This window comes from Pseudomonas sp. MPR-R2A5, assembly GCF_058793055.1.
Window position 1 is genome coordinate 23412 of record NZ_JBXAFK010000051.1, and the last position, 15560, is coordinate 38971.

The 15560-nt window shown below is 57.9% G+C and carries 13 protein-coding genes and 2 tRNA genes; 4 read left to right on the forward strand and 11 right to left on the reverse strand.

Features of this window, described 5'->3' with window-relative positions:
- Positions 1–227: 227 nt before the first annotated feature.
- The 5 genes from AC1Q6I_RS28350 to AC1Q6I_RS28370 all read right to left on the reverse strand — a co-directional run bounded on the left by AC1Q6I_RS28350 (position 228) and on the right by AC1Q6I_RS28370 (position 5606).
- Positions 228–1667 (reverse strand): UvrD-helicase domain-containing protein, encoded by a 1440-nt coding sequence (locus AC1Q6I_RS28350; protein WP_102624960.1) that lies wholly within the window; start codon positions 1665–1667, stop codon positions 228–230.
- Complete coding sequence (locus tag AC1Q6I_RS28355; RefSeq protein ID WP_102624961.1) at positions 1660–3387, reverse strand: ATP-dependent nuclease; 1728 nt, start codon at positions 3385–3387, stop codon at positions 1660–1662. The genes AC1Q6I_RS28350 and AC1Q6I_RS28355 overlap by 8 nt, the downstream gene beginning before the upstream one ends.
- Positions 3388–3887: 500 nt before the next feature.
- Entirely contained in the window at positions 3888–5201 is a 1314-nt protein-coding gene (locus tag AC1Q6I_RS28360) for a tyrosine-type recombinase/integrase (RefSeq protein ID WP_102624963.1), read from the reverse strand.
- Between the two features lie 233 nt (positions 5202–5434).
- Positions 5435–5511: transfer RNA gene (locus AC1Q6I_RS28365), tRNA-Asp, on the reverse strand.
- Between the two features lie 19 nt (positions 5512–5530).
- A tRNA-Val gene (locus tag AC1Q6I_RS28370) sits at positions 5531–5606 on the reverse strand.
- A 159-nt stretch (positions 5607–5765) separates the two neighbouring features.
- Here AC1Q6I_RS28370 and rdgC point away from each other — a divergent pair.
- From rdgC to sugE, 3 genes are all read left to right on the forward strand, one after another.
- Entirely contained in the window at positions 5766–6686 is a 921-nt protein-coding gene (rdgC, locus tag AC1Q6I_RS28375; RefSeq protein WP_069075603.1) for a recombination-associated protein RdgC, read from the forward strand.
- 107 nt (positions 6687–6793) lie between these two features.
- Positions 6794–7759: a bile acid:sodium symporter family protein gene (locus AC1Q6I_RS28380; RefSeq protein WP_102625525.1), complete on the forward strand. Its 966-nt coding sequence runs from the start codon at positions 6794–6796 to the stop codon at positions 7757–7759.
- Positions 7760–7864: 105 nt separating this feature from the next.
- On the forward strand, positions 7865–8179 hold the full coding sequence (gene sugE, locus AC1Q6I_RS28385; RefSeq protein WP_102625526.1) for a quaternary ammonium compound efflux SMR transporter SugE: 315 nt from the start codon (positions 7865–7867) through the stop codon (positions 8177–8179).
- A 130-nt stretch (positions 8180–8309) separates the two neighbouring features.
- Here sugE and AC1Q6I_RS28390 read toward each other — a convergent pair whose 3' ends face one another.
- The 4 genes from AC1Q6I_RS28390 to AC1Q6I_RS28405 all read right to left on the reverse strand — a co-directional run bounded on the left by AC1Q6I_RS28390 (position 8310) and on the right by AC1Q6I_RS28405 (position 13040).
- Complete coding sequence (locus AC1Q6I_RS28390; RefSeq protein ID WP_102625527.1) at positions 8310–10178, reverse strand: MFS transporter; 1869 nt, start codon at positions 10176–10178, stop codon at positions 8310–8312.
- Between the two features lie 57 nt (positions 10179–10235).
- Entirely contained in the window at positions 10236–11384 is a 1149-nt protein-coding gene (locus AC1Q6I_RS28395) for a TDT family transporter (protein WP_024074361.1), read from the reverse strand.
- A 107-nt stretch (positions 11385–11491) separates the two neighbouring features.
- Positions 11492–11803, reverse strand: a complete 312-nt coding sequence (locus tag AC1Q6I_RS28400) for a cupin domain-containing protein (protein ID WP_024074360.1) — start codon at positions 11801–11803, stop codon at positions 11492–11494.
- A 43-nt stretch (positions 11804–11846) separates the two neighbouring features.
- Entirely contained in the window at positions 11847–13040 is a 1194-nt protein-coding gene (locus tag AC1Q6I_RS28405) for an MFS transporter (RefSeq protein WP_069075600.1), read from the reverse strand.
- A gap of 91 nt (positions 13041–13131) precedes the next feature.
- Here AC1Q6I_RS28405 and AC1Q6I_RS28410 point away from each other — a divergent pair, with 91 nt between their 5' ends.
- Positions 13132–13677, forward strand: coding sequence for a TetR/AcrR family transcriptional regulator (locus tag AC1Q6I_RS28410; RefSeq protein WP_102625528.1), 546 nt, complete (start codon positions 13132–13134; stop codon positions 13675–13677).
- Between the two features lie 128 nt (positions 13678–13805).
- Here the strand turns inward: AC1Q6I_RS28410 and AC1Q6I_RS28415 are convergent, their stop codons facing one another.
- Complete coding sequence (locus AC1Q6I_RS28415; RefSeq protein WP_024074357.1) at positions 13806–14585, reverse strand: ABC transporter permease; 780 nt, start codon at positions 14583–14585, stop codon at positions 13806–13808.
- A complete protein-coding gene (locus tag AC1Q6I_RS28420; protein ID WP_024074356.1) occupies positions 14582–15514 on the reverse strand; it encodes an ABC transporter ATP-binding protein in 933 nt (310 codons plus the stop codon). The genes AC1Q6I_RS28415 and AC1Q6I_RS28420 overlap by 4 nt, the downstream gene beginning before the upstream one ends.
- Between the last annotated feature and the right edge of the window lie 46 nt (positions 15515–15560).

The following is a 15560-nucleotide window of genomic DNA, read 5'->3' on the forward strand; positions in this document are numbered from 1 at the left end:
TTGCAAATGTCTCAGTTCAGTTGCAAGACATAGACCTCCTCGTCATAGCCATTCGTAAATGCATCATTCGGACCAATGAATTGCATTCGCTCTGACCACCCAATTGCATGGATATGACCAGCGCTCACTAAGCTAAATGCCCTGCTGGTAAATCCCGTAGCGTTGAAGTTGTACCACTGGCTGGACCACAGAGGGCAGTCCGAAAAAGAACCTGCAAGCCATGGTTCTTAGACAATCCGAATGACAGGTTGCGAGCTGACGATCCTGATGGTTCTGGTTGCTCTTGTCAGGGCCACATACCAGTCCTTCGCGGACATATTGGCCGACTGCACGATCACTGCATGGTCGAATTCAAGCCCTTTCACTAGCAGCGTACTGCCGATGCAACGAAACGGCAGCTTGCGCCCCATATGACGTTGTCTATTCTGCACTTCCGCGACTGCGGACATTAGGGTATACCCCTCCACGGTCCCCCTCAGAATCAGCGCCGAACGCATCGAGTAAAACATTTCGCGCCTGAACAGATATGTCCCCGGCATGGCTTTGAGAGCATCCAGGAACGTTACCGCTGCGTCCCCAGTGTTGGTGCTGATCAGCGAATCAATGACAGGAAACAATGGGGCAAACTTCATCCCGGCTCGACCTCCCATCAGGCGAGAGGCAATAGCTTTTTCCATTGGGGTTTTGTCAGTACCCGTCATGCACTCACTGGCGAAATTCAGCAACGCTCCAAAAAGCTGCTGGCCCACAGCACCCTCGATTGCTTTTGCATTTTTGACCAGAGATTTACAGTTGATCGCTTCAATTGTGGAGAACGCTCTCTTTGAAAGCTTTTGAGCTAGTGATGCCCGGCTTGCCTCGTTGGTGCTATTCCCAATGACAACCACACTCTCACCGTCGTATATCGATTTCAGGCACTGAGCATAGATGACGGGCTGCTGATACATTGGATTATCAGGAAGCTCGAACCATTCGACACAAGCCGGAGCTGCCCTCAAATCGACTGCTATCCCAGCTTCAAGTTTTTTGCGTACATCTCGTAACCAATCAGCAAGGGGGGTGTTGTTCGATGCCTTCCACCGCCATGGTGTATTTAGCTCGGCTACCAACGGGAACGCGGGATAAACCTCCACCCCCCAGTTCACTGGATTCTGCCCTTTGAAATCAAAGATCGCTTGCAGTGGGTCACCGAAAATACAGGTGGGAAGTTGATTGGCTAAAAGACAAACCACCCGATGCTGTACAGGTGAGCAATCCTGGTACTCGTCTACAAACAAACCTTCGTAGGAAGCACCAATGATTTCGGCGACCGCCTTGGTCTGAAGGAGTCTCAGAGCGGCATCGTAGACGGCATTCCATTCTGCCGAAGTCGTCGGTCGAAGAGCTTTGATTTTTGAACGTAAGGGAAACGAAGTGGCGAACCTTAAACACCAGCCTGCTATGGTCTCGACCTTGAACTTATCACTAGGAACCGAAAGTTTGTTGAGTCTCGCGGTGATCGCATCTACCCCAGCGTGTGTATGGGTGAGAATTAAGCGCCGCTGACCTGAATAAGCCACCGCCCGCGCTATCTGCTCAGTTTTTCCACACCCCGCTGCGGCAACAATGCTTGCACGTTCCAAACCAGAAATGTACAGGCTGAGCGTATTCTCTGGCGACTCAAGCATCGATCCACTTCCGCAAATCGGAGATGATATTCGCGAAGGGCGTCACGTCGTTGGGAGGAAAATGGTTCACGATTATTTCCCCTAAACCTTCCCCTCTGGTGATGTCCTTGAACCAGCTTTCTTCCTTCGCTGTTTTGCCCAGGGCAAGTCTGAAGTTCGGCTCATCTCTCCAAGGAGGCAGGGCTAGGTCACCAATTTGCTCGATGCCCATGACTTTCAGTGTTTTGTTAATACCACTCAAGATACTGTCGGTGCTGGCACACCCACTCGCGTATTTGACTGCTGCCTCAACCCCGTCCCACGGCAAGTCAATAAACAGGCGTTCTTCAGTTGAATATTGTCCTGGCCACTGAAGGCAGCTAGCACCTTTGGCCTGTGCTCTCGCCATTGCGGCGGGGTTTGGCGGCTCGTCGGAGTCGAGCAACATCAACACTTCATAACCGAGGTCACAAAGATGCTCGGCGATCACCGGGGCACTGTCTTTGCCTGAACCATTGACCGCGACAACGCCTTGGGCGGCCAATGAGTCCATTCCTCGTTCAACCCAGCAGTTATCAAGGCCACGAACAATGCCTTGCTCTGTCCGGCCTTCTCCGACAACGATTCGTCTGGCGAGGAACGCTTCTGGTGCACCTCGCAGGTGCCGTTGTGCGGTGCCTAGCTTCCGTACTGCCGCGGATATGGATTTAACTTCGGTAACACCAGCAGATGACCTGACAGAAAAAATATCCTCTGCCTTCAGTTCGCAAATTACGACTGGCGAGTGCGTGGTGATGAATATCTGTGCCTGGCTCGCCCCTTCGCCTGCCGGAGCCGTTTTCAGAAGTTTCAGCAACCTGGCGATTCGATGAGGCTCAAGACCAAACTCAACCTCATCGATCATCGATATATGTTGGTGGCCTACCTCGTGCTGGAGAGCAGACACAATCAACCGGGAGGAACCGGTGCCAAGCATGCGCAGTGGTAATCCATCATCATGCAGAGAAACACCTCCAGCGGTGATGTTCACCCCATCGACGTCTAAAGCCGCAGCATAGCCCCCCCTAACCGGTACGGAAAATTTCCTGCTCAGAATCTCCACGCGATCGATTACTGACTTGAAAATATTCTGATTGGTGTCCCCGAATGCTTTCCTCGCAGCTCTTCCGGCATCAGCCAGCTGGAGCGAATACCCACTGTTGGATTCCCCCACTCGCGTCAATACAGATGACCGTCCCCAAGCCAAGTGTCGCTCTGCATAAGGGCCGAGACGTGTAACTGACAGCAGTTTCCAGTCCTTATAACGCAAGGTGGGCGGGTCTTTCTCGGCTGCGTTTATCCGATCGTTATAAAGCGACCAACGAGCCTCGAGTGATGCGTCAATAGTCATCCGCAGCGTTAGGGCGTAGTGCAGTCCCTCGTTTGGCTCGTCTTCAATTTTTAGCGTTTCGGTATTCCACCCTCGCATCTGCATCCCATAACGCTCTTCAGACAGGAATGCCGTGGGCAGGTCTACGAGCGTCACCATGATATCGACGGGTTTCAAGGTGTCCAAATTATAGAAATCGCAGTCGTCTGCCAGCGTATAAGGCTTCGGGTTAAGACAAAGCTCGATCGCATCAAGTATGGAGGTTTTTGTCGAGTCGCCGGGGCCGATCAGACAGTTCATGCCGGGAGCGGGTGACCAATGAAGAGATTCAATCCCGCGAAAATGCTCAATATCAACTGAAACGATGCGCATGACATTTCCCTATGCCCGTTGATGGCATTTTGCTCAACAGTATCCAAATGACGTCAGAACTGCTAGCGATCTGTTTAACGACACGCAGTCCGAGAACCTCATCGCGGTGGGCTATCTGGTGATCGGCCCAATTACAATTTCATCCACGCCGCGCTGGCGCTTGAAACTGTGGATATCCTGCTCTAGACACTTCTCTGTTCCCGAGAGGCGCTCGCCGTCCTTTGTGGCGATCCAACAAGCACGGTACTTACCGTAAAGGGATCCTGAATAGTCCGCAGCAAGCGCCTGCTCGACTCTCTCCTTTACTTGGGCGTTAAGCAGTAAAAAAACCACGTCTATCAGGTGGCAAAGCTATTTAGATCTAAGCAATTCGTGGGAGTCAATGTGGGAGTAATTTCCAAGACATGAAAAAGCCCAACCTTTGCAGATTGAGCTAAGTCATTGAAAAATATGGTCGGACGGAGTGATTCGAACACTCGACCCCCTAGCACTCCATACTACTAATCAGCAGATTCCCGCTGCGCTCTCAGAAAATCCGTTGGAACTCGGCCGATCTGCGGCATGTAAGCTTCAGGCGCAGGGGGCGGAACGCCGACCTCTAGTGCGTCTAATAAGTCCGCCCAGTATTGCATCATCCTACGTCTCGGCTCGACGTATTCTGCATGATTGTATGCAGCCCGAATTTGGTTGGCATCAGCGTGTGAAAGCTGCGCCTCAATCCACTCTTCTACAAAGCCAACCTCGTTGAGCACCGTTGAGATGGTGGCCCTGATGCCATGACCGGTGAGCCTCCCTTTGTAACCCATCCGGCTAATCGCGGTGTTAAGGGTATTTTCACTGATCATTTCCTGCGGTTCGTATCGGTGAACCAGCAGATACCGTGCACCGCGCGTCCTTAACTGCATCAGCCGCTGCACAATTGCAATTGCTTGAGTAGACAGCGGAATCACATAAGGTGGAATCTCATTTCCCTGTGTTCGCACACGACTTCGGAGCTGCTTCACACCCTCCGGCGGCACCAGCCAGATCCCCTTGTCGAAGTCGAATTGGTCTGGCGTCGCCGCCCGTAGCTCTCCTGTACGCACGCCCGTCAGCAGCAATAGACGAATACCAAGCCGTGTCTTTTCTGCACACTCATAGTGGGTGACGGTCCTGAGCAATCCTGGAAGTTCATTTACTTGGAGGAAGGGATTATGGCGAACTGGCCGCGGCGTCTCGGCAACGATATCTAGGTCCGCTGCAGGGTTCACATCAACTAGCCCTTCCGCCATAGCAAAACGAAAGATCTGGTTGAGCCATGTGCGCACCTTTCGAGCAGAGACCAGCGCCCCTCTGCGCTCAATTCGCCTGATGAGCTCCAGCACGTCACCACGAGAAATACCCGCGATTGGAAGATCGCCCAAACACGGCAGCATGTCCTTCTTCAGGTATTTGTTGGCTTGCCCTGCACTGCCCTTCTTACTTTTCGTCAGTTTTTTACTTCGGAACTCATGCCAGCGATCAGAAACCGCTTCAAACGTGTTGTTGACGGCGCGAGAGGCTTTCTGCCGCTCGGCACGACGATGCGATCGGGGATCGATATTGTTGGCCACCAGCGCACGTGCAGCCTCTCTCCGCCGACGAGCCTCCTTGAGACTCACGTCGGGATAGGTGCCGAGGGAAATACGCAATTGCTTGTCATGCCAATAGAAACGGAAATGCCAGCGCTTCGAACCCGTCGTGGGCACTTGCAGAGATAAGCCATCCCCATCGGTTAACGTATAAGGCTTGCTGGCGGGCTTGGCTTGCTTGATCGCTGTATCTGTCAGAGCCATCAGACACCTCCTTTTGCATCAAGGAGGGGAATACAACCCAGCGGTAGACGAACCAATACGAAAATTGATGCGCAAGGAATCGTAAAAGGCTGTGCCAGCGGTGTACTTAAATGTGTACTTAAAAACCGTGGCTGGAGATGGATTCCAGTGGAATTCAGAAAACGAAAAAAGCGGCTCAAGGCCGCTATTTCCGTGACTTCCAGGCGTTCAGTGGGCCTTAGTGGAAGCAAATATGGCGCAGCGGACGGGACTCGAACCCGCGACCCCCGGCGTGACAGGCCGGTATTCTAACCGACTGAACTACCGCTGCGCGTAACACTTGAAGCGAATGGTGGGTGATGACGGGATCGAACCGCCGACCCTCTGCTTGTAAGGCAGATGCTCTCCCAGCTGAGCTAATCACCCTTCGTTTCGGTGTGGCGCGCATTCTACGGAGCGACCCCAGGTCTGGCAAGCACTTTCTTAAATCTTTTTTTTGATAGCTTCCAATGGCTTAGGCAGGGTTGGCCTCAGCCGCTATCAAGAGAATAATGCCCCCCTTTGTATAAAGGAGAGACTCACCCCATGTGGTTCAAGAACCTGCTTATCTATCGCCTGACCCAAGATCTGCCTGTTGATGCCGAGGCGTTGGAAGCGGCCATGGCCACCAAACTGGCGCGCCCATGTGCAAGCCAGGAGTTGACCACTTACGGTTTCGTCGCCCCCTTCGGTAAAGGCGAGGACGCTCCCCTGGTCCACGTCAGCGGTGACTTCCTGCTGATCGCCGCGCGCAAGGAAGAACGCATCCTGCCGGGCAGCGTAGTGCGTGATGCCCTCAAAGAGAAAGTCGAGGAAATCGAAGCCGAGCAAATGCGCAAGGTCTATAAAAAGGAACGGGACCAGATCAAGGATGAAATCATCCAGGCGTTCCTGCCGCGTGCCTTTATTCGCCGCTCGTCGACCTTCGCCGCCATCGCGCCGAAACAGGGCCTGATCCTGGTGAACTCGGCCAGCCCGAAACGCGCCGAAGACCTGCTCTCCACCCTGCGTGAAGTGATCGGCACCCTGCCGGTGCGCCCACTCACCGTGAAAACCGCGCCAACCGCCATCATGACCGACTGGGTCACCACCCAGAAACCGGCCGATGACTTCTTCGTCCTCGACGAATGCGAACTGCGCGACACCCACGAAGACGGCGGCATCGTGCGTTGCAAGCGCCAGGACCTGACCAGCGAAGAAATCCAGCTGCACCTGAGCACCGGCAAAGTCGTGACCCAACTGTCCCTGGCCTGGCAGGACAAGCTGTCCTTCATGCTCGACGACAAGATGACCGTCAAGCGCCTGAAGTTCGAAGACCTGCTGCAAGACCAGGCGGAACAGGACGGTGGTGAAGAAGCTCTGGGCCAACTGGATGCCAGCTTCACCCTGATGATGCTGACCTTCGGTGACTTCCTGCCGGCGTTGATCGAAGCCCTCGGCGGCGAAGAAACCCCGCAGGGCATCTAAGCCGTGTGAAGATCAAATTGTGGGAGGGGCAAGTCGAATCGTCGCCCCGCCCCTCCCACATTTGATCGCATTTGCATTTCAAAAATCGAATAAAAAAGGACACCCCCATGCGCGCACTCGCCGCCTTGAGCCGCTTCGTCGGCAATACCTTCGCCTACTGGGTGTTGATATTTGCCGTTGTCGCGTTCCTCGAGCCCAACTGGTTCATCGGCCTGAAAAGCGCCATCGTCCCGCTGCTGGGCCTGGTGATGTTCGGCATGGGGCTGACCCTCAAACTTGAAGACTTCGCCGAAGTCGCTCGCCACCCGTGGCGCGTGGCCCTGGGCGTAGTCGCACACTTCGTGATCATGCCGGGCGTGGCCTGGCTGCTGTGCCAGGCCTTCCACCTGCCGCCGGAAATTGCCGTTGGGGTGATCCTGGTCGGCTGCTGCCCAAGCGGCACCTCATCCAACGTGATGACCTGGCTGGCCCGTGGCGACCTGGCGCTGTCGGTGGCCATCGCCGCCGTCACCACCCTCCTCGCCCCGCTGCTCACCCCGGCGCTGATCTGGCTGCTGGCCTCGGCCTGGTTGCCGGTGTCGTTCATGGAGTTGTTCTGGTCGATCCTGCAAGTGGTGCTGCTGCCGATCGTGCTCGGCGTTGTCGCGCAACGCGTGCTCGGCGAGCGGGTCCGCCACGCCGTGGACGTACTGCCCCTGGTGTCGGTGGTCAGCATCGTGATCATCGTCGCCGCAGTAGTGGCGGCGAGCCAGGCGAAGATCGCCGAATCGGGCCTGCTGATCATGGCCGTGGTGATGCTGCATAACAGCTTCGGCTACCTGCTGGGCTACTTCACCGGCCGCGTGTTCAAGCTGCCGTTGGCCCAACGCAAGTCGCTGGCGCTGGAGGTGGGCATGCAGAACTCCGGGCTGGGCGCCGCATTGGCCAGCGCGCACTTTTCTCCGTTGGCGGCGGTGCCGAGCGCGCTGTTCAGTGTCTGGCACAATATTTCCGGGGCGTTGCTATCGACCTACTTCCGCCGCATGAGCGAGAAGGAAGACCGTCGCGTGCTGGAGAACACCCCGCAAACTTGATCGCCTGATCCATTTTCGGCACTCTACCGAGCTTCGCGGGGACGACCTCGCGACGCTCTCGAGCGCACATCAGGGGACGACCCCGCTTTTGCAAGGGAGGTCATCATGTCCTGGATCATTCTATTGTTTGCCGGCTTGTTTGAAGTCGGCTGGGCCGTCGGCCTGAAGTACACCGACGGTTTCAGCAAGCCGCTGCCCACGGTGCTGACGATTGCCGCCATGGCCATCAGCCTCGGCCTGCTTGGCCTGGCCATGAAGGAGCTGCCGCTGGGCACCGCCTATGCCATCTGGACTGGCGTGGGAGCGGTGGGCACGGTGATTGCCGGGATTGTCCTGTTCGGGGAATCCATGGCGTTGTTCCGGCTGGCCAGTGTGGCGTTGATCATTTGCGGGCTTGTCGGGCTCAAGATCAGCGCTTAGGCCACTACCACCATCGGGGGCAAGTCGAATCGTCGCACCGCCTCCCACACTAGACCGCGATCGTCAGAACAACGTGATCAAATGTGGGAGGGGGCTTGCCCCCGATGAGGCCGGTACATCCAGCACAGAACTACCTGACACTCCCCCGCAAAGCGCCAACGACCTCCTGCAATCTCGCAGGCGTCGGACCCTCCACCGGCTCACCCGCCACCAGCACGACGCGCGACCAGATGCGATGGAAGAAGCCTTTGTTCGGATCGCGACTGAAGAAACTCCCCCACAACCCCTGCAACGCCATCGGGATCACCGGCACCGGGGTCTCCTCAAGAATGCGCGTCACGCCACCACGGAACTCGTTCATCTCGCCGTCAGCCGTCAACTTGCCTTCCGGGAAGATACACACCAACTCTCCGTCCTTCAGGTATTGGGCAATCCGCGTGAAGGCTTTTTCGTAGATCTGGATATCCTCATTGCGCCCGGCAATCGGGATCGCCCCCGCGGTGCGGAAGATAAAATTCAGCACCGGCAAGCGGTAGATCTTGTAGTACATGACGAAGCGAATCGGCCGACGCACCGCGCCGCCAATCAACAGCGCATCGACAAACGACACGTGGTTACACACCAGCAACGCCGCGCCTTCATCCGGGATCAGCTCAAGGTTGCGATGCTCCACGCGATACATGGAGTGGCTGAGCAGCCAGATCATGAAGCGCATGGTGAACTCGGGGACGATCTTGAAGATGTAGGCGTTGACCGCGATGTTGAGCAACGACACCACCAGGAACAGCTCAGGAATCGACAACTTGGCCACGCTCAGCAGCAGGATCGAGACAATCGCCGAGACCACCATGAACAGCGCGTTGAGAATGTTGTTGGCGGCGATCACCCGCGCTCGTTCGTGCTCGGCGGTGCGCGACTGGATCAGTGCATACAGCGGCACGATATAGAATCCGCCAAACACCCCCAGGCCGAGGATATCCAACAACACCCACCACGCCTGGCCGTAGCTGAGCACCGCCAGCCAGTCATTGGCCTGGACGTTCTGCGGGAAGCCGCCCGAATGCCACCACAGCAGCAGGCCGAACACGGTCAGGCCAAAGGAGCCAAACGGCACCAGGCCGATCTCCACCTTCCGCCCGGAGAGTTTTTCGCACAGCATCGAGCCCAGGGCGATGCCCACCGAGAACACCGTAAGGATCAGCGTCACCACGGTTTCGTCGCCGTACAACCACTCCTTGGCATAGGCTGGGATTTGCGTCAGGTAGATCGCGCCGACAAACCAGAACCATGAGTTACCGACGATGGAGCGCGACACCGCCGGGGTCTGGCCCAAGCCCAGGCGCAAAGTCGCCCAGGATTGGCTGAAGATGTTCCAGTCCAGGCGCAGTTGCGGGGTGGACGCCGCCGCGCGAGGAATGCTGCGGCTGGCCAGGTAACCCAGCACCGCCACGCCGACGATCGCCGCCGACACCACCGGCGCATAGTGAGTGGAAGACATCATGATCCCTGCGCCAATGGTGCCGGCCAGGATCGCCAGGAACGTGCCCATCTCCACCAGACCGTTGCCGCCCACCAATTCATCGTCGTGCAGGGCCTGGGGCATGATCGAATACTTCACCGGGCCGAACAGCGCCGAGTGCGTGCCCATGGCGAACAGCGCCAGCAGCATCAGTTCCAGGTGATTGAACAGAAAGCCCGTCGCGCCGACGGCCATGATCACAATCTCGCCAATCTTGATCGCGCGGATCAACGCATCCTTGTTGAATTTCTCGCCAAACTGGCCGGCCAGCGCCGAGAACAGGAAGAAGGGCAAGATGAACAACAGCGCGCACAGGTTGACCCAGATCGAGCGGTCACCGTCGATGGTGAGCTTGTAGAGAATCGCCAGGATCAGCGATTGCTTGAAGATGTTGTCGTTGAAAGCGCCCAGCAACTGGGTGATGAAAAACGGCAGGAAACGCCGTGTGCGCAGCAAGGTGAATTGTGAGGGGTGGCTCATCGTCCGTGTTCCTGCGTGGCCTGTTATTGATCAGGCCACGACTTTACCTAATCGCGCTTACTTATTCCCTAGTCCTGCAATACACGGCGAAACAAAAAGCTCACCTTTATAGGCGCCCTGCACAGTGCGCTTGGCAACGACCAGCCACATCAGCGTCAACGCGCCCACCAGCACACTGCCAAATGCGCTGAAGAAGCCCAGGTGCAACAGGCTCGACAGCTTCAACGTGGCCAGGGCATATACCCCCAGCGGGAAGGTAAAACCCCACCACCCCAGGTTGAACGGGATACCGGCGCGCAGGTAACGCAGGGTGATCAGCACCGCGATCAGCATCCACCACAAGCCGAAGCCCCACAGGGTCATACCCGCCACCAGGCCCAGGCCGTTGGCCATTTCACCGACGCCGGGCAAACCATTGGCGGCAAAGATAGCCGGCGCATCGCCGCCCAGCACCAACATACCCAGGGCACCGGTACCGATGGGGCCGAGGGCCAGCCAGCTCGATGCGGCCATATTGGCGTGAGGCAATTTATGCAAGGCCATGCGCAGCATCAGGATGGTCAGGATACTGAACGCCACCGGCAGGGAGAACGCCCACAGCACGTAACTGGTCACCAGCATCACCAGTTGCGAATGGGCGTCGACCAGGTGCGGCGCCAGCAGGCCACCGCTGGCCGCCGCCACTTCGGCCGCGACCACCGGCAACAGCCATACGGCGGTCATCTGATCGATGCTGTGTTCCTGGCGGGTGAACATCATGAACGGGATCAGCACGCCGCAGGCCAGGGACATGGCCACATCCAGCCACCAGAGCAGCTCGGCCAGGGGCAGCACATCACTCCCCCAGCGTGGCAGGCCGAACAACAACAATCCGTTAAGGATGGTCGCCAGGCCCATGGGGATAGTGCCGAAGAACATCGAGACGGTGGAGTGCCCGAAAATCCGCCGGGCCTCGTGGAAAAACATCACCCAACGCGCCGCATACAGGGCACTGAACAGCAGGAACAAGCCAATGGTGAACAGCCACAGCCCTTCGGCAATGGCGCGCAAACCCGGCAGGTCGAACGGTAATTGAGCCAGGGCCAGCGCAAGCACGCCGGTGCCCATGGTCGCGGCAAACCAGTTGGGGGTGAACTGGCGAATCACTTCCCGGGGACGGGCCAGGTGACTGAAGGGCTTGTAGCTGATGGTATTCGAGCAGGTCATGATGGCAATCCTCTTCCTCGCATGAGGTTGAGGCCATGGTAGAACCTGATCGAATATCTATATAACGGGTAATATCTCTAACTGTTATCTATTTTACCGATATGCGCTCAAACGCTGCCTTCGCTTTCGATCACCAGGATGCGCGCAGGGCCCTGGGGATGCGCCACATGTTCGGTGCCGACGCCGGCGTAGAAAATGTCGCCCACGGCCAACTCAGCCACCTGCTCCATGCCGCCGTCGCGGTAGTGCATATGCACCCGGCCATCGAGCACCACGAACACTTCCTCACCATCGTTGACGTGCCAGCGGTACGGCTGGTCGGTCCAGTGCAAACGGGTGGTGATGCCGTTCATGTTGGCGATATCCAGCGCCTCCCAGGCGCGGCTACCGGTGAAGTCCTTGCTGCGGATGATCTTCATGCTTGAATCTCAAGGCGGTCGGAGATCGCCGATTATGAGCGCATCACGGGCTCGATGTCGCCTTGGTGCGGGTGTAATCCTGCAGCAGCAGCGCCGCCAAGGCACTGAGTGCCAGCACGATCAGCGACACGCCATACGCATCGGTGGTAGCGATCAACCCGAAGGTGCGCGTCAGGTTGCCCGCCAACAGCGATGGCACACAGAACGCCAGGTAACTCAGGACGTAGAACGCCGACATCAAGCCGGCGCGCTCATGGGGCAAGGCCAACGGTACAACGCTGCGCAAGGCGCCGAGGAACCCGGCCCCAAAACCACTGCCGGCGATCAGCGTCGCAAGGAAAAACAACGGCAGGCTGGCAGCGTGCACGGCACTGAGGATCAGCGCGACGCCCACCGCCAGCAACACGGCGCCCAGGCGCAAGGTCTTGTCCGCCGGGCGATTGCGCAGGCTGAAAATCATCAGCGCACCGCTCAAGGTCAACACCGCTACCAGCCCGCCGCCGATCAGATTGGACGTCGACCCCGTGGCCGCCCGCACCAGCGAAGGCGCCAGGGACAGATAGAACCCGCCCATGGCCCATACGGCGATATCCACCGGCAGCGCAATCCACAGCGCGCGGCGCGCCTGGAGCGGCACATGCAAGGTGGGCCACAACGAGGCCAACGCGCCAGGGATCCGACTGACGGTTTCCGGCAGGCGCCACACATACACGGCCTGCAACACCATCAGGCTCAAGAGTGTCCAGTAGATCAAGGTGGTGGGAAACGGCGCGAATTCCACCAGCAGGCTGCACCCCATGGCGCCACACGCCATCCCCAGCAAGGGCGCGACGCTGTTGATCAGCGGCCCGTGCTGGCGGTCGGTATCGAGCAGCGCGGCACCCAGTACCGCCGTGGCCATGCCGGTGGCGAAACCTTGCAGGGTCCGCGCGGCGATCAGCCAGGCCACGCTGTCTTCATGGATAAACAGCAGCATCGCCAGCATCTCGAGGAGCAGTGCGGTGAAGATCACCGGCTTGCGCCCCAGGTGGTCCGACAGCGAACCTACGGTCAGCAACGCCACCAGCAGGCTCAAAGCGTATACCCCGAAGATCAGGGTCAGCATGCCCGCTGAAAAATGCAGGCCCTCCTGATACAGGTGATACAACGGCGTCGGCGCACTGGAAGCCGCCAGGAACGTCAGCAAAGTGATCGCCAGGAACACCAGGCTGGAACGGTGTGAAGTCAGGTTGGACATGGGCACGCTCCGCTAAAGCTAATATTTTGCTTTTGCGCAGTGTGCGACCGATCAGGGCTTAAAGCAAATTCTTTGTGTTAAGGTCACACCCATGGCGATAAAAGAAGGCCTCCGCCCGGGGGGCCGCAGTGCCCGGGTACAAGAGTCCGTCCATTCGGCGGTGCGTGAACTGCTGGAAACCCATGAGCGTTCCAGTGTCACCGTGCCGATGATTGCCGCGCGCGCGGGCGTCACCCCCTCAACCATCTACCGACGCTGGGGCGACCTCTCCGTGTTGCTCGCGGACGTGGCCCTGGCCCGCATGCGCCCCGACAGCGAGCCGGCCAACACCGGCAGCCTGCGTGGCGACCTGCAAGCCTGGGCCGAGCAATACCTGGATGAAATGAGTTCGGAGCCGGGGCGCAACATGATGCGCGATGTGCAGTGCCGGGCTACGCCTGGGTACTGCGTGAGCATCCTCAGCGGGCAGTTCCAGGCGATTGTCGATCGCTACCCGCACGACACGCCGCCACCGCCCAGCGTGGATCACCTGATCAACCTGCTGGCGGCACCGACGGTGTTTCGTATTCTGTTCTCGAGCACACCGCTGACGGTTGAAGAACTGCACGAGCTGATCGAGCTGGCATTGCAGACCTGACACACATCTAAATGTGGGAGGGGGCTTGCTCCCGATAGCGGCCTGACAGTCAGCCTTGCACTGACCGATCCACCGCTATCGGAGAGCAAGCCCCCTCCCCCCATTTTTCCCCACGTTCAGGTCGGTGCTCAGGTACGCATCCCGCGCCCGCTCACCAGCAACTTCGCGCAACCGATATACAACACCACCGTGGCCACGATCATGAAGGTGATCGCCACGCTGATCTTGATGTCCGACACCCCAAGGATGCCGTAGCGGAACGCGTTGACCATGTGCAGCACCGGGTTGGCCAGGGACACGGTCTGCCAGAACGGCGGCAGCAAGGTGATGGAGTAGAACACCCCGCCCAGGTAGGTCAGTGGGGTCAGCACGAACGTCGGGATGATCGAGATATCGTCGAAGTTGCGTGCAAATACTGCGTTGATAAACCCCAGCAACGAGAAGATCGTCGCCGTCAGCACCACCACCAACAGGGTGACTCCCAGGTGGTGCACTTGCAGGTGGGTGAAGAACAGCGACAGCAAGGTCACGATCACACCGACCATCAAGCCTCGCAGCACGCCACCCAGTGTGTAGCCGATCAGGATGGTGTGTGGCGACACCGGCGAGACCATCAGTTCTTCGATGGAACGCTGGAATTTGCTGCCGAAGAAACTGGAGACCACGTTGCCGTAGGAGTTGGTGATCACCGACATCATGATCAGGCCGGGCACGATGTACTCCATATAGGTGAAGCCACCCATGTCGCCGATCTGCCGGCCGATCAGGTTACCGAAGATCACGAAGTACAGGACCATGGTGATCGCCGGTGGCAGCAGGGTCTGCGGCCAGATCCGGGTGAAGCGCTTCACTTCGCGATAGACAATGGTCTGCAGTGCGACGAGGTTGGGTTGCAGTTCAGAACTCATACCGCCACCTTCGCCAGGTTTTTTTCCACCAGGGACACGAACAACTCCTCAAGGCGATTGGTTTTGTTACGCAGGCTCAACACTTCGATGTTCTGGGTCGCCAATTGGCTGAACAACGCAGTGATGCCCATGGCTTTGTCCACCTGGACTTCCAGGGTGTGGCCGTCGACCAGGCGAGTCGGGTAGCCAACCAGTTGCGGCGGTACCGACAGGTTGTTTTTCAGGTCGAGCACGAACGTCTCCACATGCAACTGGCTCAGCAGGTTACGCATGCTGGTGTTCTCGACGATGGTGCCGTGGTCGATGATGCCAATGTTGCGGCACAGCTGCTCGGCCTCTTCCAGGTAGTGGGTGGTGAGGATGATGGTGATGCCTTTCTCGTTCAGCTCGGTGAGGAAGGTCCACATCGAGCGACGCAGTTCGATGTCCACCCCGGCGGTGGGCTCATCAAGGATCAACAGGCGCGGTTCGTGCACCAGCGCGCGGGCGATCATCAGGCGCCGCTTCATACCGCCGGAGAGCGAACGCGAAGGCACGTCGCGTTTGTCCCACAGGCCCAGTTGGGTCAGGTACTGTTCGGCGCGTTCCTTGGCGATTTTCGCCGGAATGCCGTAGTAACCGGCCTGGGTCACGACAATGTCGAAGGTCTTTTCAAACTGGTTGAAGTTGAATTCCTGGGGCACCACACCGATGCAACGCTTGAGCGCCGCCGGGGATTGGTCCAGGTCATGGCCAAAAATATTCACCGTGCCGCTGGTCTTGTTGACCAGGGTCGAAAGGATACCGATGGTGGTGGATTTGCCGGCACCGTTGGGGCCAAGCAAGGCGAAGAAATCACCTTCGGCAACGTCCAGATCGATACCACTCAGGGCCTGGAAACCGTTGCCGTAGGTTTTGGTTAGCTGCCGGATGGACAGAGCGGAACTCATATCGGAATACGCACCAAAGAAGGGAATAGGAACAATAGATGAGGGC

Coding starts and splice junctions, on each gene's coding strand:
- AC1Q6I_RS28350 (WP_102624960.1), bottom strand. CDS start 1,667: ATGCTTGAGTCGCCAGAGAATACGCTCAGCCTGTACATTTCTGGTTTG.
- AC1Q6I_RS28355 (WP_102624961.1), bottom strand. CDS start 3,387: ATGCGCATCGTTTCAGTTGATATTGAGCATTTTCGCGGGATTGAATCT.
- AC1Q6I_RS28360 (WP_102624963.1), bottom strand. CDS start 5,201: ATGGCTCTGACAGATACAGCGATCAAGCAAGCCAAGCCCGCCAGCAAG.
- rdgC (WP_069075603.1), top strand. CDS start 5,766: ATGTGGTTCAAGAACCTGCTTATCTATCGCCTGACCCAAGATCTGCCT.
- AC1Q6I_RS28380 (WP_102625525.1), top strand. CDS start 6,794: ATGCGCGCACTCGCCGCCTTGAGCCGCTTCGTCGGCAATACCTTCGCC.
- sugE (WP_102625526.1), top strand. CDS start 7,865: ATGTCCTGGATCATTCTATTGTTTGCCGGCTTGTTTGAAGTCGGCTGG.
- AC1Q6I_RS28390 (WP_102625527.1), bottom strand. CDS start 10,178: ATGAGCCACCCCTCACAATTCACCTTGCTGCGCACACGGCGTTTCCTG.
- AC1Q6I_RS28395 (WP_024074361.1), bottom strand. CDS start 11,384: ATGACCTGCTCGAATACCATCAGCTACAAGCCCTTCAGTCACCTGGCC.
- AC1Q6I_RS28400 (WP_024074360.1), bottom strand. CDS start 11,803: ATGAAGATCATCCGCAGCAAGGACTTCACCGGTAGCCGCGCCTGGGAG.
- AC1Q6I_RS28405 (WP_069075600.1), bottom strand. CDS start 13,040: ATGTCCAACCTGACTTCACACCGTTCCAGCCTGGTGTTCCTGGCGATC.
- AC1Q6I_RS28410 (WP_102625528.1), top strand. CDS start 13,132: ATGGCGATAAAAGAAGGCCTCCGCCCGGGGGGCCGCAGTGCCCGGGTA.
- AC1Q6I_RS28415 (WP_024074357.1), bottom strand. CDS start 14,585: ATGAGTTCTGAACTGCAACCCAACCTCGTCGCACTGCAGACCATTGTC.
- AC1Q6I_RS28420 (WP_024074356.1), bottom strand. CDS start 15,514: ATGAGTTCCGCTCTGTCCATCCGGCAGCTAACCAAAACCTACGGCAAC.